The 22,512-nt window shown below is 28.1% G+C and carries 28 protein-coding genes; 7 read left to right on the top strand and 21 right to left on the bottom strand.

The genetic code is table 11. From position 1 onward, the window contains the following. Positions 1-91 precede the first annotated feature (91 nt). Positions 92-658, top strand: coding sequence for a uridine kinase family protein (locus tag K5V21_RS15490; RefSeq protein ID WP_221862065.1), 567 nt, complete (start codon positions 92-94; stop codon positions 656-658). A 230-nt stretch (positions 659-888) separates the two neighbouring features. Here K5V21_RS15490 and K5V21_RS15485 read toward each other — a convergent pair whose 3' ends face one another. Both K5V21_RS15485 and K5V21_RS15480 read right to left on the bottom strand, forming a co-directional pair. Beyond that, entirely contained in the window at positions 889-2,199 is a 1,311-nt protein-coding gene (locus K5V21_RS15485; protein ID WP_221862064.1) for a M20 family metallo-hydrolase, read from the bottom strand. A 218-nt stretch (positions 2,200-2,417) separates the two neighbouring features. After that, the gene (locus tag K5V21_RS15480; protein WP_221862063.1) at positions 2,418-3,539 is read right to left on the bottom strand and encodes a deaminase domain-containing protein; all 1,122 of its coding nucleotides are present in this window, start codon (positions 3,537-3,539) and stop codon (positions 2,418-2,420) included. Between the two features lie 134 nt (positions 3,540-3,673). Here K5V21_RS15480 and K5V21_RS15475 point away from each other — a divergent pair, with 134 nt between their 5' ends. Then, positions 3,674-4,138, top strand: coding sequence for a GreA/GreB family elongation factor (locus tag K5V21_RS15475; RefSeq protein ID WP_221862062.1), 465 nt, complete (start codon positions 3,674-3,676; stop codon positions 4,136-4,138). A gap of 68 nt (positions 4,139-4,206) precedes the next feature. On the opposite strand, the gene K5V21_RS15470 is transcribed toward K5V21_RS15475, so the two are convergent. The 3 genes from K5V21_RS15470 to K5V21_RS15460 all read right to left on the bottom strand — a co-directional run bounded on the left by K5V21_RS15470 (position 4,207) and on the right by K5V21_RS15460 (position 6,121). Next, a complete protein-coding gene (locus K5V21_RS15470; RefSeq protein ID WP_245000746.1) occupies positions 4,207-4,818 on the bottom strand; it encodes a sugar O-acetyltransferase in 612 nt (203 codons plus the stop codon). Between the two features lie 83 nt (positions 4,819-4,901). Continuing rightward, a complete protein-coding gene (locus K5V21_RS15465) occupies positions 4,902-5,783 on the bottom strand; it encodes an AraC family transcriptional regulator (protein ID WP_245000745.1) in 882 nt (293 codons plus the stop codon). 134 nt (positions 5,784-5,917) lie between these two features. Next, a complete protein-coding gene (locus tag K5V21_RS15460; RefSeq protein WP_221862061.1) occupies positions 5,918-6,121 on the bottom strand; it encodes a DUF1657 domain-containing protein in 204 nt (67 codons plus the stop codon). Between the two features lie 227 nt (positions 6,122-6,348). On the opposite strand from K5V21_RS15460, the gene K5V21_RS15455 reads away from it, so the two are divergent. The 5 genes from K5V21_RS15455 to spoVAE are packed head-to-tail and all read left to right on the top strand — an operon-like array spanning position 6,349 to position 9,297. Continuing rightward, complete coding sequence (locus tag K5V21_RS15455) at positions 6,349-6,555, top strand: DUF1657 domain-containing protein (RefSeq protein ID WP_221862060.1); 207 nt, start codon at positions 6,349-6,351, stop codon at positions 6,553-6,555. A gap of 12 nt (positions 6,556-6,567) precedes the next feature. Continuing rightward, positions 6,568-7,428 (top strand): DUF421 domain-containing protein, encoded by an 861-nt coding sequence (locus K5V21_RS15450; RefSeq protein WP_221862059.1) that lies wholly within the window; start codon positions 6,568-6,570, stop codon positions 7,426-7,428. A 12-nt stretch (positions 7,429-7,440) separates the two neighbouring features. Then, complete coding sequence (gene spoVAC / locus K5V21_RS15445; RefSeq protein WP_221862058.1) at positions 7,441-7,920, top strand: stage V sporulation protein AC; 480 nt, start codon at positions 7,441-7,443, stop codon at positions 7,918-7,920. Further along, complete coding sequence (gene spoVAD / locus K5V21_RS15440; RefSeq protein ID WP_221862057.1) at positions 7,921-8,922, top strand: stage V sporulation protein AD; 1,002 nt, start codon at positions 7,921-7,923, stop codon at positions 8,920-8,922. A gap of 21 nt (positions 8,923-8,943) precedes the next feature. Further along, the gene (gene spoVAE, locus K5V21_RS15435; protein ID WP_221862056.1) at positions 8,944-9,297 is read left to right on the top strand and encodes a stage V sporulation protein AE; all 354 of its coding nucleotides are present in this window, start codon (positions 8,944-8,946) and stop codon (positions 9,295-9,297) included. A gap of 286 nt (positions 9,298-9,583) precedes the next feature. Here spoVAE and K5V21_RS15430 read toward each other — a convergent pair whose 3' ends face one another. The 16 genes from K5V21_RS15430 to K5V21_RS15355 form a co-directional block, all read right to left on the bottom strand. After that, complete coding sequence (locus tag K5V21_RS15430) at positions 9,584-10,549, bottom strand: tRNA dihydrouridine synthase (RefSeq protein WP_221862055.1); 966 nt, start codon at positions 10,547-10,549, stop codon at positions 9,584-9,586. 483 nt (positions 10,550-11,032) lie between these two features. After that, positions 11,033-11,587 (bottom strand): hypothetical protein, encoded by a 555-nt coding sequence (locus K5V21_RS15425; protein WP_204594899.1) that lies wholly within the window; start codon positions 11,585-11,587, stop codon positions 11,033-11,035. Between the two features lie 393 nt (positions 11,588-11,980). Beyond that, the gene (locus tag K5V21_RS15420) at positions 11,981-12,133 is read right to left on the bottom strand and encodes a hypothetical protein (RefSeq protein ID WP_204594898.1); all 153 of its coding nucleotides are present in this window, start codon (positions 12,131-12,133) and stop codon (positions 11,981-11,983) included. A gap of 578 nt (positions 12,134-12,711) precedes the next feature. Next, positions 12,712-12,924 (bottom strand): hypothetical protein, encoded by a 213-nt coding sequence (locus K5V21_RS15415; protein ID WP_221862054.1) that lies wholly within the window; start codon positions 12,922-12,924, stop codon positions 12,712-12,714. Positions 12,925-13,320: 396 nt separating this feature from the next. Beyond that, the gene (locus K5V21_RS15410; protein ID WP_221862053.1) at positions 13,321-13,890 is read right to left on the bottom strand and encodes a hypothetical protein; all 570 of its coding nucleotides are present in this window, start codon (positions 13,888-13,890) and stop codon (positions 13,321-13,323) included. Further along, positions 13,877-14,656, bottom strand: coding sequence for a hypothetical protein (locus K5V21_RS15405; protein ID WP_221862052.1), 780 nt, complete (start codon positions 14,654-14,656; stop codon positions 13,877-13,879). The genes K5V21_RS15410 and K5V21_RS15405 overlap by 14 nt, the downstream gene beginning before the upstream one ends. A 254-nt stretch (positions 14,657-14,910) precedes the next feature. Beyond that, complete coding sequence (locus K5V21_RS15400) at positions 14,911-15,288, bottom strand: BREX system Lon protease-like protein BrxL (RefSeq protein WP_307495042.1); 378 nt, start codon at positions 15,286-15,288, stop codon at positions 14,911-14,913. 195 nt (positions 15,289-15,483) lie between these two features. Beyond that, a complete protein-coding gene (locus K5V21_RS15395; protein ID WP_221862051.1) occupies positions 15,484-15,672 on the bottom strand; it encodes a BREX system Lon protease-like protein BrxL in 189 nt (62 codons plus the stop codon). Positions 15,673-16,048: 376 nt separating this feature from the next. Next, the gene (locus K5V21_RS15390) at positions 16,049-16,279 is read right to left on the bottom strand and encodes an HNH endonuclease (RefSeq protein WP_221862050.1); all 231 of its coding nucleotides are present in this window, start codon (positions 16,277-16,279) and stop codon (positions 16,049-16,051) included. Continuing rightward, entirely contained in the window at positions 16,272-16,535 is a 264-nt protein-coding gene (locus K5V21_RS15385) for a C2HC-type zinc finger protein (protein WP_221862049.1), read from the bottom strand. Before K5V21_RS15385 ends, K5V21_RS15390 begins: the two co-directional genes overlap by 8 nt. A gap of 11 nt (positions 16,536-16,546) precedes the next feature. Next, the gene (locus K5V21_RS15380; protein WP_221862048.1) at positions 16,547-16,771 is read right to left on the bottom strand and encodes a hypothetical protein; all 225 of its coding nucleotides are present in this window, start codon (positions 16,769-16,771) and stop codon (positions 16,547-16,549) included. Positions 16,772-17,148: 377 nt separating this feature from the next. Further along, on the bottom strand, positions 17,149-17,310 hold the full coding sequence (locus K5V21_RS19410; RefSeq protein WP_245000744.1) for a hypothetical protein: 162 nt from the start codon (positions 17,308-17,310) through the stop codon (positions 17,149-17,151). Between the two features lie 104 nt (positions 17,311-17,414). After that, on the bottom strand, positions 17,415-18,458 hold the full coding sequence (locus K5V21_RS15370; protein WP_221862046.1) for a 4Fe-4S binding protein: 1,044 nt from the start codon (positions 18,456-18,458) through the stop codon (positions 17,415-17,417). Further along, positions 18,445-20,166: a hypothetical protein gene (locus tag K5V21_RS15365; protein ID WP_221862044.1), complete on the bottom strand. Its 1,722-nt coding sequence runs from the start codon at positions 20,164-20,166 to the stop codon at positions 18,445-18,447. The genes K5V21_RS15370 and K5V21_RS15365 overlap by 14 nt, the downstream gene beginning before the upstream one ends. 136 nt (positions 20,167-20,302) lie before the next feature. Further along, a complete protein-coding gene (locus K5V21_RS15360; protein WP_221862042.1) occupies positions 20,303-21,124 on the bottom strand; it encodes a DNA-methyltransferase in 822 nt (273 codons plus the stop codon). A gap of 1 nt (position 21,125) precedes the next feature. Continuing rightward, positions 21,126-22,223 (bottom strand): DNA methyltransferase, encoded by a 1,098-nt coding sequence (locus K5V21_RS15355; protein ID WP_221862040.1) that lies wholly within the window; start codon positions 22,221-22,223, stop codon positions 21,126-21,128. Positions 22,224-22,512 lie beyond the last annotated feature (289 nt).

Raw genomic sequence — 22,512 nt, 5'->3', positions numbered from 1 at the left:
AGAATTAATATAATTAAATCTATAAAATTCTTATTTTTATAATTAAGTAAATAAGAGTATTATATTATATTTTATAAAGTGAGGAACCAATATGAATAAACCTTTTTTTCTTGGAATTGCTGGTGGTAGCGCTAGTGGAAAATCAACTTTTTGTAATATTCTTGAGAAAGAGCTTTCAGAATTAAAACTTAAAATCTTTCACATGGATGACTATTTTAAACCTGAAAGTGAAAGACCCTATTCTGAAGCACCAATTGTAGGAACTATGTATATTGATGATAATCATCCGGAAACAATTGATTTACTAAAGTTAAAGCTTGATCTATCTAATGCATTAAATAACAATTATGATGTAGTTATAATTGAAGGATTACTTACATTATGGGATAAGGAACTCTATTCAAAATTAGCTTTAAAGCTATTTATAGATTGTCGACCTGATGAAAGAATAGTAAGACGTCTTAAAAGAAATATGGAATGGGGGCTTACATTTGATGAAATTTCAAATGTTTACTTAGATATGGTTCGTTACAGACATGATGAGTATGTTGAGCCCACTAAATGGAAAGCAGATTTAATTTTAAATGGCTCTAACATATCAGATATATCTATTAAGGCAATTACTCAATTAATAAAAATTTCATGTACTAAATTATAATTTTCTTTTTGCTAATTATTTATTAAATAATTAATCCGTTTTAAAATTAGACCTTTTTAAAGTTAAATTATTAAAATCTCCTAACTGAAATAATGCTGTATTATTTTAGTTAGGAGATAAAAATCAATTCATAATTTTATACATATATATTGATTATATTATTAATCGATTTAACTTTTTATTGTTTTTCTTTTTAAGTATTTTTACGTTTAATTTAAATATTACTTAAATTAAACATCTCTATCCGCAGCTATTTTTAATATAAGTTCACTATAAAGCTTCACCGCACATAGCATATCCTTCTCATTAAAATCAAACATAGGTGAATGATGCTCAGCTTTTAAATTACTACCAAACATAATATACGATGCCTTTCCTCCATTAGCTTGTACCTTATTCATCATATAACAAACATCTTCACTAGCTCCAAAACTATCTTTTTCCCTTATAATAGTATATTCTTTTATATTATTTGCAACATTCTTAATTAATTTTACTAACTCATCATCACTACTTGCACTTATAGATTTTCCTACACATTTTATATTAACATGTGTGTCATGCATTTCTGCTGAAGCCATTAATATTCTTTCTGCATAATTTTCCATATATCGATTTAATTCAGTTGTCTCTCCCCTAGTCTCTATTTCCATAAATGCTCTTCCTGGAATTACATTTCTTCCGCTTCCAGCTATTAACTTTCCAACATTTATTCTTGTATCACCCTCACCATTTCTTGGTATAGCATCTAAGTTCAAAACTGCTGTTGCTGCTGATAAAAGTGCATTATGTCCCTTTTCTGGAGCTACTCCTGCATGAGATGATTTACCTTTAAATTCAGCATTGATCTTAGATGTTGCTAGGAATCCATCTGTCCCACATATTATTTCTCCTGATTTTCTTGCCTTTATTCCTATATGCCCACTAATTATATAATCTACACCATCTAACAAATTTGATTCTGATATTGCTCTAGCTCCACTTACACCCTCTTCGGCTGGTTGAAATATAAGTTTTATTGTGCCCTTAAAATATTTTTTCATCTTTACAATAACTTCTGCAACTCCAAGTCCTATAGCTATATGTCCATCATGACCACAAGCATGCATTATCCCATCATTATTAGATGAAAAACTGTTTTTAAATGGTATGTGACTATAATCTTCACTTTCTTTTATTCTAACTCCATCCATATCAAATCTTAATGATATAGATGGACCATCTCCATTTTCTAAAATTCCTACTACTGCAGTATATCCACCACGCATTAACTTGCATATATCTTCATATGCACCTTGATTTATTGCTCTTTTATAACTTTTATCTAGTTCCTCTTTAGATGGAATATTCATTCTATATTTATCATTTATAACTTCTTTTCCTATTTTAATCTTATACCCATTATCTATTAATACTTTCGCAATCAAGGAAGCTGTTCTAAATTCTGTCCATGCAAACTCTGGATATTTGTGAAAATCTCTTCTGTATCCAATTATTTTATCTTTCATCTCATCAACTAATTTTTCTATAAACTCATACATTCAAAGCACTCCTTGGTCTGCATTAAATCCTTTATTTAAATTTAACAAATTACAGGTTGTATATATTAACCTTATTATGAGTATACGTTTATTCATCTGTAAACTTTCCTATTTATAGGAAAATAAAAATTTAAATATAAATAAACATATTTATGCTACTATAGTTAAATACCAAGTAAGATTTCTCTGATATTTAGTTGCTATAGCCTTATGATTACCTATTGTTCACCGTACCTTTTACTATATTTCACCTGTACTTTTATATTTGGATACTTTTTGCAAAATTGACTAATTACAAAATAACAACTTGGACAAGGTTCCCATTTACTATACAAAATAAGATTTCCTTCATTCTTAAGTATTTTTCCTTCTATTTGTTTATCTATTTCTTCAAGTATCTTTTTTTCACTATCATTAACTCGATTATATCCTGTTCCTAATTTACCTAATTTATTAACTTTCATACTTTTAAAACTTGCTTCTTTTAATAAAGGTGCCGTACAATAACCTTTTACATCATTACTACCGCTTATTGCTTTAAATTCCTTATTATTATATGTTGCTACTGCTATATTTATAGAATCTTGTAATGCTTTGCTTTGATCTATTTTAAATGTATTTTTTTCTTTTTCGGAGACCTTAATATATTTATGTATATTCTTTATTAAGCGTTTCATTCTTGGTATGTTACTTGTTAAATGATGATGATATTCTACAGTTCCTTTCTTCACTTTCATATAGTGATAATTTATTTCATTGGGTATTTCTATTAATATTGTTTTAACTCTAGTTTCAGCATTATATTTTTCTTTTGCATCTTCTTTTCTAATAAGCACCATTTTCTTTAGAAGTTCAATATCCTTTGCATAAAGATAATCATTATTTAATTCCTTTTCTAAACTTTCAAGCTTTTCTTTCTCTTCTCTGCTTATTTCTACTGATATAATTTTTTTTATTTCTTCTATATCTTTTAATATATCATCAACATTATCTTGTGAGCTTGGTATTCGGTCATATTCAATCCTATCTATGATTAATCTTTTTATTTTGCTTATTTTTTCACATAATTTATTGTGTTCATTTTCAAATATCATGATTTTTTCTATATAGTCAATAAAATCTCGAGTATCATTTGCTCTATAAGTAATCTCAGTATCACTTATGCATTTATATAATTTATCTATTACACTACTATCTACCTTAAAATTTTTAGTAATTTCTTCTTTGAATTTTTCTTCATCTAATTCATCTATCTTATATCCTTCTTTTTTTAGTGCATTCTTAAATTCATTTACATTATTAATTTTTATTCGTTCTTTTTTTCTCTTCTTTAAAGTCATATTTACCTCTTATTCTTGGAGTCCATATTGAAAAATAATTCAATATATATTATTAAAGACCATAAGTCCCTTTCAATTTCTTTTATATATTATATAATATTAACATAATATATTTCAGGGGAGGGTTAGTTTTTATGAATAATCAACTAACAGAAGAAAATGTAAAAAAATTAAGAGAAGAATTAGAATATAGAATGACAGTTAAAAGAGGTGAAATCGCAAAAGAAAAATTAATTGCTGCTGCACATGGTGATAGATCAGAAAATGCGGAATATAAAGAAGCTTGTGCAAATTATAGAGAAAATGATAATAGAATTCAGTATTTATTAACTATGATTTCAACTGCAACAGTAGTAGATGATACGAGTTTAGATAAATCAGTCTTAGGTATTAATAGTAAAGCTAGAATTAAATTTGTAGAAGATGATGATGAAGTTACAGTAACTCTAGTAACTACAATGGATTTAGACCCAGAAAATATGCTTATAAGTGTGGAATCTGATTTAGGGAAAGCACTATCTGGCCACAAAGTTGGAGATATAGTTACAGTTAATGCACCTGAATATACTTACACTGTAGAAATATTAGAAATATTATAAATAAAAAAAGCATCCATAGCTTTAACTATGAATGCTTTTTTATTATTTTAAATATAGTTTCAAATATTTTAACCTTTAGTATTATAATATTCTTCTTTTTTCATATCCCAATAAGCCTTATCTTCATCAGTGATCTGTCTTAAAACTCTACATGGGTTTCCTGCAGCTACTACATTGTCTGGAATATCTTTTGTTACTACTGATCCTGAACCTATAACAACATTATTTCCAATTGTAACTCCTGGATTAATTACTGTACTTCCTCCAACCCATACACTATTTCCTATTTTTACTGGCTTACCAAACTCCAATCCTGTATCTCTAATTTCAGCATCTATTGGATGACCCGCTGTATATATACCTACTCTAGGTCCAAATAATACATTCTCTCCTATTTCTACTTTACACACATCAACAATAATACAATCATAATTTGCATAAAAATTATTCCCAACAGAAATGTGGCACCCATAATCACACCTAAATGGTGGTTCAATATATAAGTTCTCTCCTGTTTTCTCAAATAATTCTTTTAATAACTCTTTTCTATACTGAATTTGCTCCTCTGTCGAATTATTGAATAATCTAGTAAGCATTCTTGATTTTTTATTATCTCTTCTAAGTTCCTCATCATTAGCCATATATAAATTTCCCGATAACATTTTTTCTTTTTCTGTCATAATTCTAACTCCTTTTCAATTTATAATTACATTATAAATACATATTAGGGATGTTTCTTATTTAATTTTGACAAAACATTATACTATTTTGACATCTTTATTTGTTTCCTATATTCTGATGGAGTCATATGTTTATGCTCATCAAAACGTTTAATGAAATACCCAATATTATCATATCCACAAGACATAGCAATATCTATAATCTTTCTATCTGTCTTAGCTAACATCTCTGTAGCTTTTTCAATACGGATTTCATTAATATATTTAGTAGGTGTTTTACCTACTAACTTCTTAAAGTATCTACAAAAGTACTGCGTATTCATACCTATTAATTTTGCCAGATCATCTGTATATATTTTATGTTTATAATTATCATGTATATATGTCAAAACCTTTTTAACATTTGATATTTTGTAAGTTTCATCTTTCTTAATATCATCTAAATACTTAAACTTTTTATTTTCATATAAGAGAGCAATAAGTTCATACATATATGATTTAATCCTAATACATGCACCTAATCCATCATTTCTGGGCTCTTTCATTATTCCTTTATATATTCTTTGCAGTTCATTCCATATACTATCATCCTTGAAAATAAACTGTGGAAACTGTATCTTTTTTTCAATTAATGGTCTAATAATCTCATATTGTATTCCATCAAAATACTCAAAACTAAGCATCTTTAAATCAAAAACTAAAGCACTTTCTCTGCACCCTTCTTCACCAATAATTGAATGAATATCTCCTGAGGTAATAAACATAAATAAGGGAGCATTGATTTCGTACTTTAGCATGTTAATATATACAGTAAATTTCCCCTTCTTAAAAAATATTAATTCTATCTCATCATGCCAATGAAGTTTAACGAAAAACTCTCTTTTGTTATTCCACTTATAACTTGCTAATGGAAACCTATCTGTTCCATGCTTAACTTCTTCTCTTAGCTTTACCTTGTCCATCATCTAGTCCCCTCTAAATACCATCAAAGTTCATTATAAATTCTAAAAATATTTTAACATAATATAGGAACTATTATAAATAAATATACTCCTATATCTATAAAATATTAATTCAACTAGATATGGGAGTACATTCATTATTTATTATATTGAGGCTCTTCTTGTTTCACAAAATCAAGTCTTGAATGAATAGTTTGTTCTACCTCTTCCATTTTACTTGCAAGTTGATTAAATATTTGTTTTGCTTCTTGACTATCTGTATCTAAAGAAAATGTCTTCATATCAGCAGCTAATCCTTTAGCACTAGCTAATGCTGTCTCAAGTTTAGTCCCTGTTGGCATAAAAGTTCCTCCTTTATAATTTTTTATCGCACCTATATTTTTGTTCGTAATCAATTTAAATATTCAAATTATTGATAATGAAATATATTCCTTTCAAATTTACTCTATATTTATTAAATTACCTTTAATGCTATAAGTAAGCACTTATAGTAAGAAATGAATTAAAAGTAGGCTTATTGGTTAAAGTAAATTAGAAATCAATTTAATAAATACAAAGGAGAATTTTTATGACTGCGATTTCAAAAGTAAAACAAACATTAACTACACTAAAAGGAGCCGAAGCTACTTTAAAAATGTACTCATTACAGGAACGTGACAAGGAAGCTAGAGCTATTTATAATCTCGCATCTGAAGAAATAAATAAAATCAAAACTGATTTAGAAAAAAGAATAGGACTTATGGAGTTTGAGGAACCCCAATACAAAGGTAACTAAGTGAGGTGGATTATGAATTCTTGGTTAATAATATTATTTAATTCAATAGTTTTATTTTTTTTAACAATAGTTATAACAAAATATATGAAGAAAAAAAACTTATCTAGGGCTACTCCTTTTGACTTTATTTCTTATGCTGTCATTGCTATTATAATTACTTTAATTTCCTTAAATATACTTAATAATAATTACTTTGGACTAATTACACTTGCAGTTTGGGCACTTATGCCTCTTATTTTAGATTATGTTTCCATGAGGAGCAAGTGGATTTATAACCTAATACATAGTAAAAAAAGAGTATTAGTTAAAAACGGTAAAATCATGGAAGATAACTTATCTAAAGAAAGAATTACAGGTCAAGAATTTCTACAAGAAATGCGTTCAAAAAAAGCATTTAACTTAGCTGATGTTGAATTTGCCATACTAGAAACAAACGGAGATATAAATGTTAGCTTAAAAGCTGATAAGAAACCTGTTACTCCATATGATCTAGGAAAACAAGTAGGCTCTAAAACTGAACCACAAGTAGTTATTTTAGATGGAAATATATTAAATCAAGGACTTACTAATGCTGGATTAAATCGTAGCTGGCTTACAACTCAGCTAGAAATCAAAGGAGTTTCTCTTGAAAATGTTTTTCTTGGTCAAGTAGATTCTTCTGGAGACTTATATGTTGATCTTTTTGATGATATGATACAGGTCCCTAAACCACAGGTTAAAGAAATGGTATATGCTAGTATTCAAAAAAGTCAAGCAGATCTTATGTCATTTTCTTTAGATTGTGATGATGAAGATGCAAAATCCATGTACTTACAAAATGCTAAAAAATTAGAAAGAGTCATAAAAAAATTAGAACCATATTTATTACGTTAGAGGGTGAAATAAATGTCAAATATGAAAAAGAAAAGAATGTCCACAGCTCAGCAGCAATATGATGAATTAGTAACTAGTATAGAACCTAAAAGACCTATTTTTACTAACTGTATTAGAGCTTTTATAGTAGGTGGTGCAATATGCACAATTGCTCAAGGATTACAGTGGATATTTATTAACTATTTAAATTTTGATGAAAAGACATCAATGGCCCCTACCTCCATAGTTTTAATCTTTTTTGCAGTTTTATTTACCGGTCTTGGAGTTTATGATCATCTTAGTCAATGGGCTGGATGTGGAACTGCCGTTCCTATTACTGGATTTGCCAATTCTATAGCTTCTGCATCAATTGAACATAAAAGTGAAGGATTTGTACTTGGAGTAGCCGGGAATATGTTCAGTCTCGCAGGTGCTATTGTTGTTTATGGAGTTTTTGCTGCTTTTATAGTTGCTACAATAAAAATGACAATACTATGGTTGGGGGCGATGTAAATGCTTAAAGGACATCAATCTTGGATTTTTAATTCTAAGCCTACAATATTAGCTTCTGCAGCTGTCGGTGGTCCTTTCGAAGGTAATGGTGCTTTAGCTAATGATTTTGATATACTTTATGAAGATTTATGGCTTGGGCAAGATAGCTATGAAAAAGCAGAAAAAGTTATGCTTGAACATGCTTGTCAAAGAGCAATAGAAAAATCTAGTCTAAGAAAAGAAGATATTAACTTTTTTATAAGTGGAGATTTAATGAATCAAATAATTTCTAGTAGCTTTACTGCAAGAACCTTAGGGATACCTTTTTTAGGAGTATTTGGAGCTTGCTCTAGCTCTATGGAAAGTTTATCATTAGCAGCTCAATTAATAGAAAGTAAAGCAGCTAAATACGTTATAGCATCAGCAAGTAGTCATAATGCAGCTGCTGAAAAACAATTTAGATATCCTACAGACTATGGTGTACAAAGACCACCTAGTGCTCAATGGACAGTAACTGGAGCTGGAGCTGCAATCCTTGGAGAAAGTGGCGATGGGCCTAAAATAACTTCTGCCACAATAGGCAAAGTAGTAGATATGGGCATTTCTGATCCCTATAACGTTGGAGCAGCTATGGCACCAGCAGCTGTAGATACCATTGAAGCTCACTTTAGAGATTTGAATATTGATGCTTCTCATTATGATCTTATTGCTACTGGTGATTTAGGTAAAGTTGGGCATGAAATTGCTAATGCTTTATTAAAAAAACATGGTATAGATATGCCAACAGACATATTTACAGATTGCGGACTTTTAATATATACAAAAGAGCAACCAAGCTTTTCTGGTGGTAGTGGATGTGGTTGTTCTGCTACTGTAACTTATGGGCATTTACTTAATCGTATGCGAAAAGGAGAACTAAAGAAAATATTAATTGTTGCAACAGGTGCTTTAATGTCTCCTATATCCTATCAACAAAAGGAAAGCATACCTAGTATTGCACATGCTGTTTCTATAGAAATGTAAAAAGAAGGTGTGAGTTACGTTATGGAAAAATTTATTTTTGCTTTTATCATAGGTGGTCTTATTTGTGTTATTGGGCAACTTATAATGGATACTTTGAAAATCACCCCAGCACACACAACTTGTACCCTAGTTGTTATTGGTACAATTTTAGGTGGCTTTGGTCTATATGATCCTTTAGTTAAGTTTGCAGGTGCAGGAGCATTTATACCTATAAGTAGTTTTGGTAATACCCTTGTAACAGCAGCTATAACTGAAGCTCAGCAAACGGGCTTTATAGGAATATTTACTGGTCTTTTAGGAACAGTCAGTGGAGGAGTTTCTGCTGCAATAGTCTTTGGATTTATTGCTGCAATGATATTTAAACCAAAAGGTTAATCATATAAAAAATATGTATTCAAAGTTTAATTTTAATATAAAATTCTTCTTTACTAGTAATTACAAATATAAAATATTTTTTAATATAAAATATTTTTTAATATAAAATATTTTTCTAAGTTCCTAGAAATTAAAATAACCCACGACAAAATCTCTTTGTATTGTCGTGGGTCTTATTATTGAAATTAAAAGTTATGTTTAAAAACATTAAATAATATAAATTTATTTCAATTTCATTTTTTATTATTTTCATTAATTCTACTTTCTAATAAAACATATATATTTTTTAATACTGATTACTAAATAATCCAGCACCCTCTATAATATCCTGATCATTAAATAAACTTGTTACTGCTTCATTATAATCACTTATTTTTTGTGACTTTTTTATTCTTTTAGCGTATTTTTTATTATCTGAAAATATGTAAATCATATATCCCCATAACTCTTTCATTCTAAGTATTGCATTTCTATCTTCATTGAATACTTCTCTATATGTATTAAAAATTTCATCATGAAAATCTTTCAATACTTTCTTATCTATGAAAGTATTCTCTTTAATCTCATTCATTAATCCTGGGTTAGCTAGTAACCCTCTTCCTAGCATTACTGTATCTACTTCCGGAAACGCTTTTATTAATTTATTATAATCACTTTTTGTAAAAATATCTCCATTATAACATACTGGACTATTACTTAATGATAGTGCATCTTTAAATACCTCTAAGTTCGGCTTGTTTCCATAAAAATCTTTTTGAGTTCTAGGATGTATAATTAATTCTTCTAAGGGATATTTATTATAAATTTTTATTAGCTCATAAAATTCTTCTGGGCTCTCTTTTCCTATTCTAGTTTTTATAGAAATTTTCATATCATCTATTTTATATATTTCATCTAAAAACTTATCAAGTTCTTCCCTTTTTGCTAGAAATCCTGAACCCCTACCTTTGGATACAACTGTTCCAGCAGGACATCCTAAATTTAAATTAATCTCATTATAACCTAATTGTTGTAACTTTCTAGAAGTAAAGATAAAACCTTCTGAATCATTCGTAAGTATTTGAGGAACTATATTCATTCCCTCATTATTTTCAGGCAAAATATCTCTTAATTCTTTAGTTTTTAGGCTTCTACTGTTATTTGGAACAATAAATGGTGTAAAATATTTATCAATATTATGAAAAAATTTCTCATAAGTATTTCTATATATGTATCCTGTAATTCCTTCCATTGGTGCTAAATAATATTTCATTTGTTAACTCCTTTATAACTGAAACTTAATCAAAGAGAGTTTTAACCTCTCTAATCTTTAGCTGATCTTGCCCAATATTGTAGATACTATTATATCCCACTTTTATAAGATATGAATTACATCTTCTAGACATTGAACAAACATTCTAAAAAATATTATATCAGCCTTCTTTTTTCTTATCTACTTAATTTATATTACATATGAAATTATTTATAGGAAAATATTATTAACTAATTTAATTACTTTAATTATATCTACTATTATGAAAAGCAAATATTTAAGTATCATTTTTATTTGGGTAATAAAAAATTAAAAGCCGTATGAGAAAATACATTCTAAAATGTATCTTAACCATACAGCTTAATTATTTATATTTTCTGTAATTATACGTGTTTTATAAGAGTTTATTTGTCATGCAAAATTTCAAGTAAAATACTTTTTAATAGTCACTTTGATTAGCTAGTCTTGTTTTTAAATTAATTTTTATGCTTCGTCGCTTAAATACCTAAATTCTATACTAGTTAAAAGTAATGCACCAGCATAGTCATTATTAACTGCTATACGAGCAACGCTTAATAATGCAAAATCTTCTGCTCTAATAATATCGTCTAAGTCAAACTCTAAAACATAATGATTATATTGGAAATTTCCAGGTGAGTTTTGAATTGGGATATTTCCACTATTATTAACCATTATATTAGCTGCATTTACTACACCATTAGCTCTAGTGAATAATGATGAAAGTCTAATTGCAAACATATTTCCAGTTGGTGTATTTGAATTATCAGTTAATAAATGAACAAACACTTTAGCTCTTTGCCATTTATTGCGAGCATCTCTTGGTACACTAAAAGTTAATGAATATTCATCTGTATCACCTTGAGGCAAAAGCCATCCCAATATACTGATACTAGAATTAGCGCTTCCTAGTGGTACAGTATCAGGTATACTCTCAGTACCATCATTCATACTTCCACCATTAAATATTAATGATCTAAATTCTAATAGTTCATGATCTGGACAACAACAATTTGACATATTGAGTTACCTCCTTATTATTTTAATTTTCTTTACAATATAATATATTACATATTGCTAATTATGTTACTAAATTCTACTTTAACATCACCATTTTTCCTGCTAATTTTCCAGTATATGTACCTGACTTAAAGCTACCCCACTACTTGTACATTCAACTATACCTAAATAATCATAAAGATAGCTAAACATTTAATAATTATTTTTTTATATTTTACTACCCTTCTGCTCCCATATTTTTAATTGTACATAATAAGTATATGATAGATTATTTTTTAACAGCGTTTCAGGATTAGATTTAATTATTTTAGTTTAGAATTTTACATGATTATTAAACAAAAAATCCCCTAGACTAATCTAAAGGAATATTAATATAGTTTTTATGTATACTCATTAATGCTTTGTAGACTTTGATATATTATTTCTTACTGGAACAAATTCTGAAGTTGTATCATTAGGATCAATATATTTATAATCTCCATTTTCATCTTTTCTAAGCCCTAAAGATGCCATTTTTTTCTTACTATTTTTATGTTTATTACTCATTTTTTTCACCTCTTATAATATTTATATTTGTCATTGAATACTATATTATTCTTAGTATTACAGCCTAAAATTATAGATAAATTTTAAATATTAATTTAAATTTGTTTTTTATCAATATTACTGACATATATAACTTCTTATAGAATAAAAAAATACTACTTAATTACCTACATTAATATTACATCTCTCTCTTGCTTTTTCAGGTATAATAACTTGTCCATTCTCTCCAACTACAACAGTTTCAAAAAAGTGTTTTCTTCTAGGTGGTGTTGTTATCCATGACTTCTTCTCTGAATGATTTATTAAATTATCTATTGTAACATTAAATAATTTTTAAAACTCCACACCTATTAATAAAATTTATTTATAGAATACTCTGCCTTATTATAACATTTTTTTACTTTTACATTATTTAAAAGATTATTTGAATCATCGTTTACTTTTTCTATTTATTATAAATATTAGTGTCTATACTAATACCCCATCCTTCCAACATGTAAACTTACATCTATCAGCTGTACACTTAAACTTATCGTAATTTGAAACTTTAAATATATTTATTTCTTTATTCATATAAATTAACTCCAATGTTTTATTAAAAACATAATATTATTTTTGTTGCTATACTCTTGCAAATAACTATAATATCTATTTTTAAGTATTAAAGCTTCTTCTCTATTTTTATTTGTACCCTTTCCTGTACGTGGTTCCCATTCTAACTTACCTTCTTTAATACTATTATGATTAATTCTAAATTCATCATCACATGTATTATTGCTACTTGTATTCAAATAGCTTGGGCCATTTGTGATAGCTATCCACTATCCTTCTTTGAAGTTATCCATAGTTTCTAATAATATTTCTACTCTAGAAATATCTTTTAATATCCTAAGCTCCTTGATCCTTTAAAATATATCTTTCATAATCTACAGTAACATCACATGGTTTAGTCATATATTTTAATTCTATAGGATAAACACCTTGTCCTATTTTAACTTATATATCTATATGCATTTATGGATCAATATCTAAAGGGCAGTATTCTAGTCTTATTTCTGCTTCTAGTACAAATATTTTCTTTTATTGCTTAAGTTATTCATAATTTTAGTTATGTCCATAACGGCCCTCTCCCCTTATAATGCATCAATTTTAAAAACTTACTTTTATATAACTATATTATCATAATATTAGTTTTCTTTTAATTTATTAAATTCTCCAAAAATATTAGTATTAACATTGTCACTATTAAGTTCTATTAAATATCCACTTTTAAAAATAGTTCTTTCAAGCCCCCAATAAGATTTTTTGTATGGTCCTTTTGGTACCCCTACTGTATAAATATCATCTACTTTATTAAATTCTATTCTATTATCACTAATATCCATTGGAAAATAAAATGCCCACCACGATGACGGAGATATCCCACCTTTCCAGCCTTTTATATCTTCATATTCAAATTTAGACACATAGTATGATGGTGCTTCTTCAAGATTTATTTCTAGTACATATAGCGGTCCATTCCTCCAGCCATTTTCTAACTCTTCATCTTCACCACTTTGATATACCTTAAAAAATTTATTATATACCCAACCATCAATACTGCCATCTGTGTTGTTCCTTAAAAACTTTGGCGTACATGCATAATATCCGTTACTTTCTGCAACCTTATCACAATACTCCATCAGTTTTTTAACATTTTCTAATGTGTTATACACTACTGCAAATGCATTTTTTATATTTTCACTATACGAATTCATAATATCCATCCTTTTCTATTTCAACATCACTTATAAACTTAAATTTATCACTATATTTTGCATTTTTACCAACTTTAAATATATAAAACTTATCTTTACCAATTACTTTGTTATTAGCTCTACTCTTAAAGTCCTTAAAACTATTAAAGCCTTTTCTTACCAAAAGCTTATATATATCTTCAATAACTAACTTTTCAAAGTAGTTTAATTTCGTACTCTTATATATTTCTTCTGTTATTAAACATATGTCTTCCCATGAAATAAATTTAAATGTTACACCTTCTTCAATTATATTTCTATTAATTACATTACTTACAATTTCTTTACCTTCATTTTCTTTAGCAATGAATAATAGAATAGGATTTGTTCCATTAACTTCTGCTAACTCTTTAACTATTCGTGACTCCTTAGCTAATTGATTTCTACTTTTCTCTATGTTCTCGTCATCGTTCAATACTTCATCATCTGAAGATAATCCACTATTATATTTAACTTCTATAGCAATAGTAACTAACTTTAGATTAATAACTAAATCTACTTCACCATCATTATGATATGGCCAAAATTTAATTCTTTCTGCCCACTCTTCTACTTCGTATTGGTTAAAATTATTTTCTCCAATAACTTGAAGTAATATTTTTTTAATCCCTTTACTAAAAGGAATATATCTTAAAGATCCAAAAAAGTTACCTGTTAAATTATCTTCTAATGTTTCTCTTAAGTTTGTCCCTCTACTACTAATTTTCCCATGTAATTCTGCAATCACTTATCTTCACCCTCATTATTATCTTACTTTGTATCTACTAAGAACTTAGTAATTACATAAGCTGCTATTTCATTTATTTACTATAATTATACAATATCAGAAGTGTTTTTCACTTTCTATATTATTATGATTAATAAAGTTTAATAGTTTATAAAAGAAAACCACCGATTAAAATAACCGATGGCTTCTTAAATTAATGTACTTCGTGAATAATTTACTTTAAGATATATCTTATAATCACTTAACTTATGTGATTAGCTTTCACTAACTTCTATTGAAACTTTTTTATACTCTTTATCCATTTTGTATAATTCATCTCTAACTCGCTGCCTTAATTCAACTGCTGGTTTCACACAGTATTTATTAAATTCGCTATTAATTAGTTTTAAATCTGGAAATAATATTTTTAAATATCCAGTAGCTAATCTTGTTATTACTTTTCTATCCCTTAGATCATTACAATTTTCTAATTTCATATTTAAATTAACATAGTCTGTATAATAAATATCACTTCTTAAAGAATGAAGTATTTCTGAAAAGAAATCACCCTTAAATCCTAAGTATGATGAAGGTGCGTCCTTATATATTCTTGGCATTTCCCACCCTGGTATTATTCCATGTATTCTATCTATAAATGATGTTTCTTATAAGAAATTTGGTATCTCTTTAAAAATCCCTTCATCATTATATACAAGTTTTTTTCTCATCCAAAGTTATATTACCAAGCATACCAAATCCAGCTTCTTCTGTAGCCTCTGTATTACCCATACTAAATTTATACTTGGTTCAATCATTGGTAAAATTCTAGTTATTAATACTATCTTTTGCTATTCAGAATATACATTTGGATTAAACCCCATACTTGATATAATTAAATCTAACCATTCATCTATTGAAAATTTTTTTATTAATTCTTTATAATAATCTATATCTACAAATGCAACTTGAAATGGCTTAAAGTCTCTCATCCACACTTCTCCTCTATCATTAGAGTCAATTTGTGGAACATAAAACAATTCTCCTACTCCCTAAACTCCACTAGTCAGTAGTAAATTATTTTTTATCTACTATATCTTCGCTTATAAATCCATCATCCATATTAAAAAATGGTATTTTTAAAGCTTTTTACCAGTTTTCAAGCTTATAGTTACACTGTAGCCATCCAATAATCTTACATTTTCTAAATTTAGTAGTTCATTTTTAAATTCTTCTTTTTGTCCTTTTAAAAATTCCCCATGAAAATCAAAACAATGGTCAAACCCCTGAAATCAAGTTTTTCCATTGTATCACTTTTACTGTTCTTATTTGGTGGAGGCGAAGCATAACCTTTAAAACCCACCACTAGACTATATAATTAAGCTAAATACAGACAAAAACATTATACTATTAACTCTAAAATCTTCCAATCTCTATTTTTAGCCTTCCATTATGATACTTTCTATGGCAGTCAGGACATAATGTAATTATGTTATTAATACTGCCATCTCCATTTTCGCTATATAAAATTATATGATGTCCGTGATTTCCCTTACATACAGTTAAACAAAAAAAACACATATATTCATCTAACTGTTTCCCTTGTTTTTGTGCATTTAAATGATTAGAATTTCTCCTTTTACTCATCCTTATCACCAATTAACTGTAGTGCTTTTTTTATTTCTGAAGGTAATTGCTTTTTATTTGCTTTTGCAAATGTTCCTCTAGCATCTGGAGCTATTTTATTTTTATTTTTCATAATTTCATAAAGTAAATCAGTAGCTTCACCTTCGGATATATTATCAAACTTTACCCATAATGCCTGGTCTTTCTGATCCTGTTCATGTTTACTAGGACAATTTCGAGCATTATGACCTGCTTTTCCACAAATTGAACATGCCATGAATCCAGCTCCTAAAATGTGCCTATTTCTATGTTCTTATCATAACTTTTTACAGATATTGATCCAGTTCCGTAAGTTATTAGTATCGTTTGTTTTAATAATCTTGGAAGGTTATCTTCATCATAGTCAAATGAAAAAATCTCCACTTCACCATTTTTCCTCTTAATTGCTATTTTATTATCCCATGCATTAACGACAGAATCTCCTTTATTAAGTAATTCAAATTTCAATTGCATATTATCCCACCTTTTTTTATAGTTTATATAAATAATATTATATCACTAAATATAATAAATAAATCATATATATTACTTATTTGTAATATTTTAAATATAAATTGTTATAAAAATGTAATATCATATATTTTGCTTATAAAAATGCTAATTTATACTTTAACTAACCTTAATATAAAAGCTATTACTATATCTTTCATATAATTGATACCTTTTAATTTTACTTATAACCTCTATCCCTCCACTATTTTGGAACAAAATAAAAAGACACATTGAATATCACTTCAATGTGTTCTTTATAAACTATAACTTCTTTTACAAAGTCCTATATAAACTTTTTGCACGCTGGAATATTTCTGGTTATCACATAACCACTAAAGTTATTTAATAACTTTCTTACATCCTCCTAAACTATTATATACATTTATATCCTTTCCATAGTTTTCATCTAATGTTATTATGGTATCTACTATAATATCCATTACTTTCTTACAGTACTTATCAAGCTGCATTGCTTGTTTTTTATTTGTTATCTTTTTCAATTTATTATCTCCTTAATAAAAAGACCCTTACCTTATTTAGTAAGAGTCTTTATCATAATTATTATATATACTTATAATTTAATTTATTTAATAATATACACTACCTATTTTATTGGTTCCAGTATTCCTAAGAACTTATCTGATATCCTAACCTTTCGTCCTAAATCTCTTTCAAGATATTTTCTAATAGTTGGAGTATCATAGTCAGAATAATAGTCATTCGTATTCAAATCTATTTCCGAGAAATTCCACAGTAAAATTAACATAGCTCCTAATGTTTGAGTATTTACTCTTAGATTCACAACATTTTTTATATCTTTTATAACCTGCCAATAGCCTTGCCTTAGGTTTGGTAGAGACAAGCATACTACAAGTGCAATATTTTCACTTTTATCTATACCATATCTAGATTCCAAAACTGCTATATCATCTAATATAGCTCTAGAAGCATCTAGCGTATCTGTTCCAAATTCAACCTCTACAGCTCCAAAGGTACCACTCGTTGTTTTATATATTGCATCCATTCTTGTATATACATCGCCTATACGTCTTGTTGAGCACTCACATCCCAAACTTACTAATATATTTCTTATTAACTTTTCAGGTACTAATTTAGATACTATTGTGTTGTTATACACTATTTGCATTATTGCATCATTTTCATCTATCAGTTTCCCATACTTTTTTAACTTTTCTAATGCACTTATAATTTCTCTTTGAGCATTTACTCCCTCAGAATTAAAAGGTACTTCTATATATTCATGCGAATTTGCAACGTTATTTATCAAAAACTGATTATCTTTGAAATAAATTGCTCCAATAGGACACTCACTTGCGCAAATACCGCACTTTATACATTTTTTTTGATTTATTATGGGTATTTCATTTTGGTTATCCCAAAGCAAAGCATCAACTGGACAAACTTTATTTTCCCTCTCACCTGGAAACTCATCCAACCTTGAACACTTTATTCTTTCTTCATAAAAATACATGCACTTAGGATTATCACATCTTAAGCAGCCTGAAATTATTTTACCTTGTTCTGTGTCTAAAACTGTCTTTTTTTGCGGTTGGCATTCAATCTTATCCACCCAATACTTTAATAAAACTAATTTTGTTCTTTTATTATTCTCATTAAGAATTTGCACCTATTATCCCCTCCAAACTATATAGTTTTTCTTTGTCAAATCCTACCCCTTCAACTAAAATACTTATAGAAATTTTCAATAATGTTCTTAAATCTATAACTCCTATTTTAACATTATAAGTTTTTTTAAAATCTTTGATTAATTTACCAACCTCTGCTCTATCATTAGGTAAACAATATCCCACAGCCAATGAAGTTACTTCCGGAATTGTAGCATGTGTCTTTCTAGATAAAAGAATAATCTTATTCTCTAAGGCTTGTCTTATTGCCTTTATTGAAATATTTTCTTCCTCTGTTGGAGATTTAATTTCAATTGGTATACTTTTTTGTATATCATCTATAATCGCATCCCAACGAGCTCCATTATCTCCTGCTCTAGAAAAGCTACATTCAAATCCCATAATTTTAAACAAAGTAGAAATTAAAGGGTAAAATGTATCTTGTTTAGCTGTTCTATAATATTTAAATAAATAATCTACTATTTCTTGAACATTCTTGCCATTTTTTAAGAGCTTATGGACCTTATCTAAAAACCTTCTATCTTCTTCTAATGTTAATAAGTCTAATCTAGCAGCAGTAGCTACATCTAACTCCCACATTTCAACAATACTCACAGCATCTCTTTTGGTTATTTTTTTATCATTTTCATCTAATACGTCTAAATCCTTTTTCTTTGTTTTATCTACTTTTTTAAATCCCATAGCCTTATCTATTAAATCATGCCTAATAGTTTGATACGGTGAAAATAGTAGCTCTTTCCCATCTAATACGCCTTCACATAATTTTTCATCAGCTTCAAACTGTTCTTTAACTGGCTCTATATTATAATCAGCCCGCTTTAACATAGAAAATATACCCAGCCTAATCAATGCCATTTTTACTTCTTCATCATAAGAATTAAATTCATCTAATCTCAAATCCTTCATTTTCATTAAACTACTTAACACATTTTTCCCATGAGTAGTAATTTTTAAGCACACTTTAGTTCTATTAGGATATAATTTCTTTGTAGAGTATTCTTCAGCTAATCCACAACTTTTTAATAGCGCTACAGGTATACGTGTACAATTATCTACCGGTGTTTCTTTCATTCCTAATGATTTAGCTAGTTCCGTAAAAGCCTTTTTCAACCTTTTATCATCACCACGTAAGGACTTTATATTTTCTATCATTTTTTTGTAAGCATCATCATTTATATCATCTACACTCATTGGTCCTAAACAGAATTCATGTTTGTACATAACTTCATCTAAATCAACAAAACTACGAAGTACACACTTAAAAAATCTAACTTGTTCATTATAGCTTAATCTTACGCTTAATTCTGTAGGGTTATTAATTCCTAAAACACACTGTTCATACAACATTTTTGAATCACCATCTGCCAATGCAATATGTGCTCCAATGTATGTAAATTCTAATGGGTATGATTTTGTTCCACTTGGTGTTACCCAACCTAACATTCTAAATACTTCTGCATACATTTTGGCATTCATCTTAGCTGAATTCATACTTTCCTTTTCAGTATTACTTAATTTTAGTGCCTCAGTTCCTGCATATCCATACGCTGTCATTAACTTTCCCTGTGCAATTACAGTTGCCATATCATCTAACGTAAACGGTTGTTTATCCTTTAAATTTATATATAACTCTTTTAAAACCTGTATTTGTGTTGAAAATTGTACCCCTGGGTTTCTAAAACGAATCATATTTGTCAACTCCTTCCATGTAGTATATGTTTTATTATACAACAAAAAAAAAAGAAAATATTCAATATATGAATATTTTCTTTTAAAATATAACTACAATGAAAATATACTTTAAGGGTTTAATTACAAAGTCCTACTACAATATATTTAACAAACGTTGTTCTGCAACATCACACCATTTTTCTTCTAATTCTATCCCAATCCATTTTATTCTATGACCTTGTCTATTTAATTTTTCACAGCAAACTCCTAATGTTCCTGAGCCATGAAATGGGTCTAGAATAAGACCTTCATAAAATCCATCTTTATTTTTAGGACAAAATGCTTTTATTAACTCTGTAATTAAACTCTCTGGTTTTTGAGTAGGATGTTCAGTTCTTTCATTTTTAAATATTTTACCAGCTAATGTCGGAAATTCCCAAATATCTCCTCTCATCGCTCCTAACGGATTTGGTCTCCACTCTACGGTTTCACCCTTTGAATTCTTATAATATACCGGATTTTTTAATCTCTCTTCACTTTTATACGGCACCCTAACATCATCTACATTATAAGTCCATTTCTTATCTGACTTTGAAAACCATAAGAATGGTTCATATTGTGCTCCCGGTACCTTTTTAGAACGCGAAAATCCATTTTCATATCTCCATATATTCATTCTCCTATAAAATAAGCCTAGTTCATACATAATACATTGAATAAAACAAATATAATGATGAATTCCAAACCAAATTACACTTCCATCCTTAGTAAGTAATTCCTTACATATTTCTAATCGTTGCTTGTTTATCTCAACAAACTGTGGGAGTGTCAAATTGTCACTATCATTTCCAAAATCTTTCTTTAAGTTATATGGAGGGTCTGTTAGAATTAAGTCGAATTTCAAACCACTTTTCAACATTTCAGGTAATATATCATCACAACTTCCATTATAGATTCTATTATATTCCCAATCCATACTATTTACTTCCCCCATTACTTTTCTCTTTAGCTTTCTTTTTAACTTTCTTTACTTGTTTTTTAAATATCAAAATATATTGATGATGTATATTTTCAACATATGAGAAAGGATATCCATAAGGTAGTAAGCTTTTATGATTTTGTAATAATGCCTTTACTCCCTGTAGCATTAATTCATGTTTATCATCTATTTTACATTTATTCATAATTTGAATAATATCACTATGAAAACTTACAAACTCTGATTGATTCCTAAAATCTGATACAATAATACACATATATTTATTGTCTTTTAATACTTTTGCACTTTTTATAAATACATCTTTTAATTCTTCTAAAAACTCTTGATAATCATCTATATTAGCTAAATCTTTCTTATCGTCAGAGTAATTTGTCGCTAATCCTTCTTCAACTCTTTTTTTAGTTTTATGGTCTATTTTTTTATTTAGAATCGACCAATAAGGAGGACTGGTAATAACTAAATCAATACTGTTATTTTCCATATTTTCTAAAGCTTCTCTACAATCTTTATTAATAAAAACATGTTTTGATGATTCTCCTTCACCTACTTCATATTCAATTCTATGCTTTGATAAATCACACCAATGACTTGATAATTCAATTCCTACCCCAATACGTTCTGAAAGAGCACATGCTTTAATAGTTGACCCTGTGCCACTGAATGGATCTAACACTTTTTGACCTTTTTTAGTAAAAAATAATACTAATCTTTGTACATCCTGAAATGAAAATGGCGCTGGATGTTGCTTTTCTATTTGAGCATGTGGATGACTAGCTCCTAAGCCTTTTTGATACCAGAAACTCTTAGTTTCAGGTAACCACTCTTTTCCTGTAAGGTCATTTAGATTATTTCTTGCATCTACTCTAGGTTCTAAACTATCTCCATGCTCCTCTTTATATTTCTCAATTTCGTCCTTATAAAATTCATTCCTATTCTTCTCATTTTTATGTACCTCTATTTTACCATCTTTAATTAACTTATTTAATTTATGTTTACTAACACCTAAAAACTCCATTACTTCAGCTGTTTTTAAAACGTCTTTTTTATCCTCTATTAAATCTAATAATGATTCCATTTTCTCACCTCATTTTACTAGAATAACATAGTTATTTTATAGTATCAACTTATATAATTTACTAACTTATATATTCCTTTAATTAATTGCTTACCTTTTATAACTTTATTATTTATAATAAATCACGCTTTATTTATCATACTATAACTTAATTATAAAATTAAATCATGACCACCCGTAAAACGGGTGGTTTGCTCTAGCCCTATAAGGGCATGTTACTGGCTGTGCTACTCGCACATTGAAACGGTTTGCCAACCGCATACTTTTACAAACTGCACCTATAAGGTGC

The sequence above is a fragment of the Clostridium sardiniense genome (assembly GCF_019753795.1).
In the GTDB taxonomy this organism is placed as follows: domain Bacteria; phylum Bacillota; class Clostridia; order Clostridiales; family Clostridiaceae; genus Clostridium; species Clostridium sardiniense.
Note: the sequence above shows the minus strand (reverse complement) of the source record. Positions and strands in the feature narration are given on the sequence as shown.

Coding starts and splice junctions, on each gene's coding strand:
- K5V21_RS15490 (WP_221862065.1), top strand. CDS start 92: ATGAATAAACCTTTTTTTCTTGGAATTGCTGGTGGTAGCGCTAGTGGA.
- K5V21_RS15485 (WP_221862064.1), bottom strand. CDS start 2,199: ATGTATGAGTTTATAGAAAAATTAGTTGATGAGATGAAAGATAAAATA.
- K5V21_RS15480 (WP_221862063.1), bottom strand. CDS start 3,539: ATGACTTTAAAGAAGAGAAAAAAAGAACGAATAAAAATTAATAATGTA.
- K5V21_RS15475 (WP_221862062.1), top strand. CDS start 3,674: ATGAATAATCAACTAACAGAAGAAAATGTAAAAAAATTAAGAGAAGAA.
- K5V21_RS15470 (WP_245000746.1), bottom strand. CDS start 4,818: ATGACAGAAAAAGAAAAAATGTTATCGGGAAATTTATATATGGCTAAT.
- K5V21_RS15465 (WP_245000745.1), bottom strand. CDS start 5,783: ATGATGGACAAGGTAAAGCTAAGAGAAGAAGTTAAGCATGGAACAGAT.
- K5V21_RS15460 (WP_221862061.1), bottom strand. CDS start 6,121: ATGCCAACAGGGACTAAACTTGAGACAGCATTAGCTAGTGCTAAAGGA.
- K5V21_RS15455 (WP_221862060.1), top strand. CDS start 6,349: ATGACTGCGATTTCAAAAGTAAAACAAACATTAACTACACTAAAAGGA.
- K5V21_RS15450 (WP_221862059.1), top strand. CDS start 6,568: ATGAATTCTTGGTTAATAATATTATTTAATTCAATAGTTTTATTTTTT.
- spoVAC (WP_221862058.1), top strand. CDS start 7,441: ATGTCAAATATGAAAAAGAAAAGAATGTCCACAGCTCAGCAGCAATAT.
- spoVAD (WP_221862057.1), top strand. CDS start 7,921: ATGCTTAAAGGACATCAATCTTGGATTTTTAATTCTAAGCCTACAATA.
- spoVAE (WP_221862056.1), top strand. CDS start 8,944: ATGGAAAAATTTATTTTTGCTTTTATCATAGGTGGTCTTATTTGTGTT.
- K5V21_RS15430 (WP_221862055.1), bottom strand. CDS start 10,549: ATGAAATATTATTTAGCACCAATGGAAGGAATTACAGGATACATATAT.
- K5V21_RS15425 (WP_204594899.1), bottom strand. CDS start 11,587: ATGTCAAATTGTTGTTGTCCAGATCATGAACTATTAGAATTTAGATCA.
- K5V21_RS15420 (WP_204594898.1), bottom strand. CDS start 12,133: ATGAGTAATAAACATAAAAATAGTAAGAAAAAAATGGCATCTTTAGGG.
- K5V21_RS15410 (WP_221862053.1), bottom strand. CDS start 13,890: ATGAATTCGTATAGTGAAAATATAAAAAATGCATTTGCAGTAGTGTAT.
- K5V21_RS15390 (WP_221862050.1), bottom strand. CDS start 16,279: ATGAGTAAAAGGAGAAATTCTAATCATTTAAATGCACAAAAACAAGGG.
- K5V21_RS15385 (WP_221862049.1), bottom strand. CDS start 16,535: ATGGCATGTTCAATTTGTGGAAAAGCAGGTCATAATGCTCGAAATTGT.
- K5V21_RS15380 (WP_221862048.1), bottom strand. CDS start 16,771: ATGCAATTGAAATTTGAATTACTTAATAAAGGAGATTCTGTCGTTAAT.
- K5V21_RS15365 (WP_221862044.1), bottom strand. CDS start 20,166: ATGATTCGTTTTAGAAACCCAGGGGTACAATTTTCAACACAAATACAG.
- K5V21_RS15360 (WP_221862042.1), bottom strand. CDS start 21,124: ATGGATTGGGAATATAATAGAATCTATAATGGAAGTTGTGATGATATA.
- K5V21_RS15355 (WP_221862040.1), bottom strand. CDS start 22,223: ATGGAATCATTATTAGATTTAATAGAGGATAAAAAAGACGTTTTAAAA.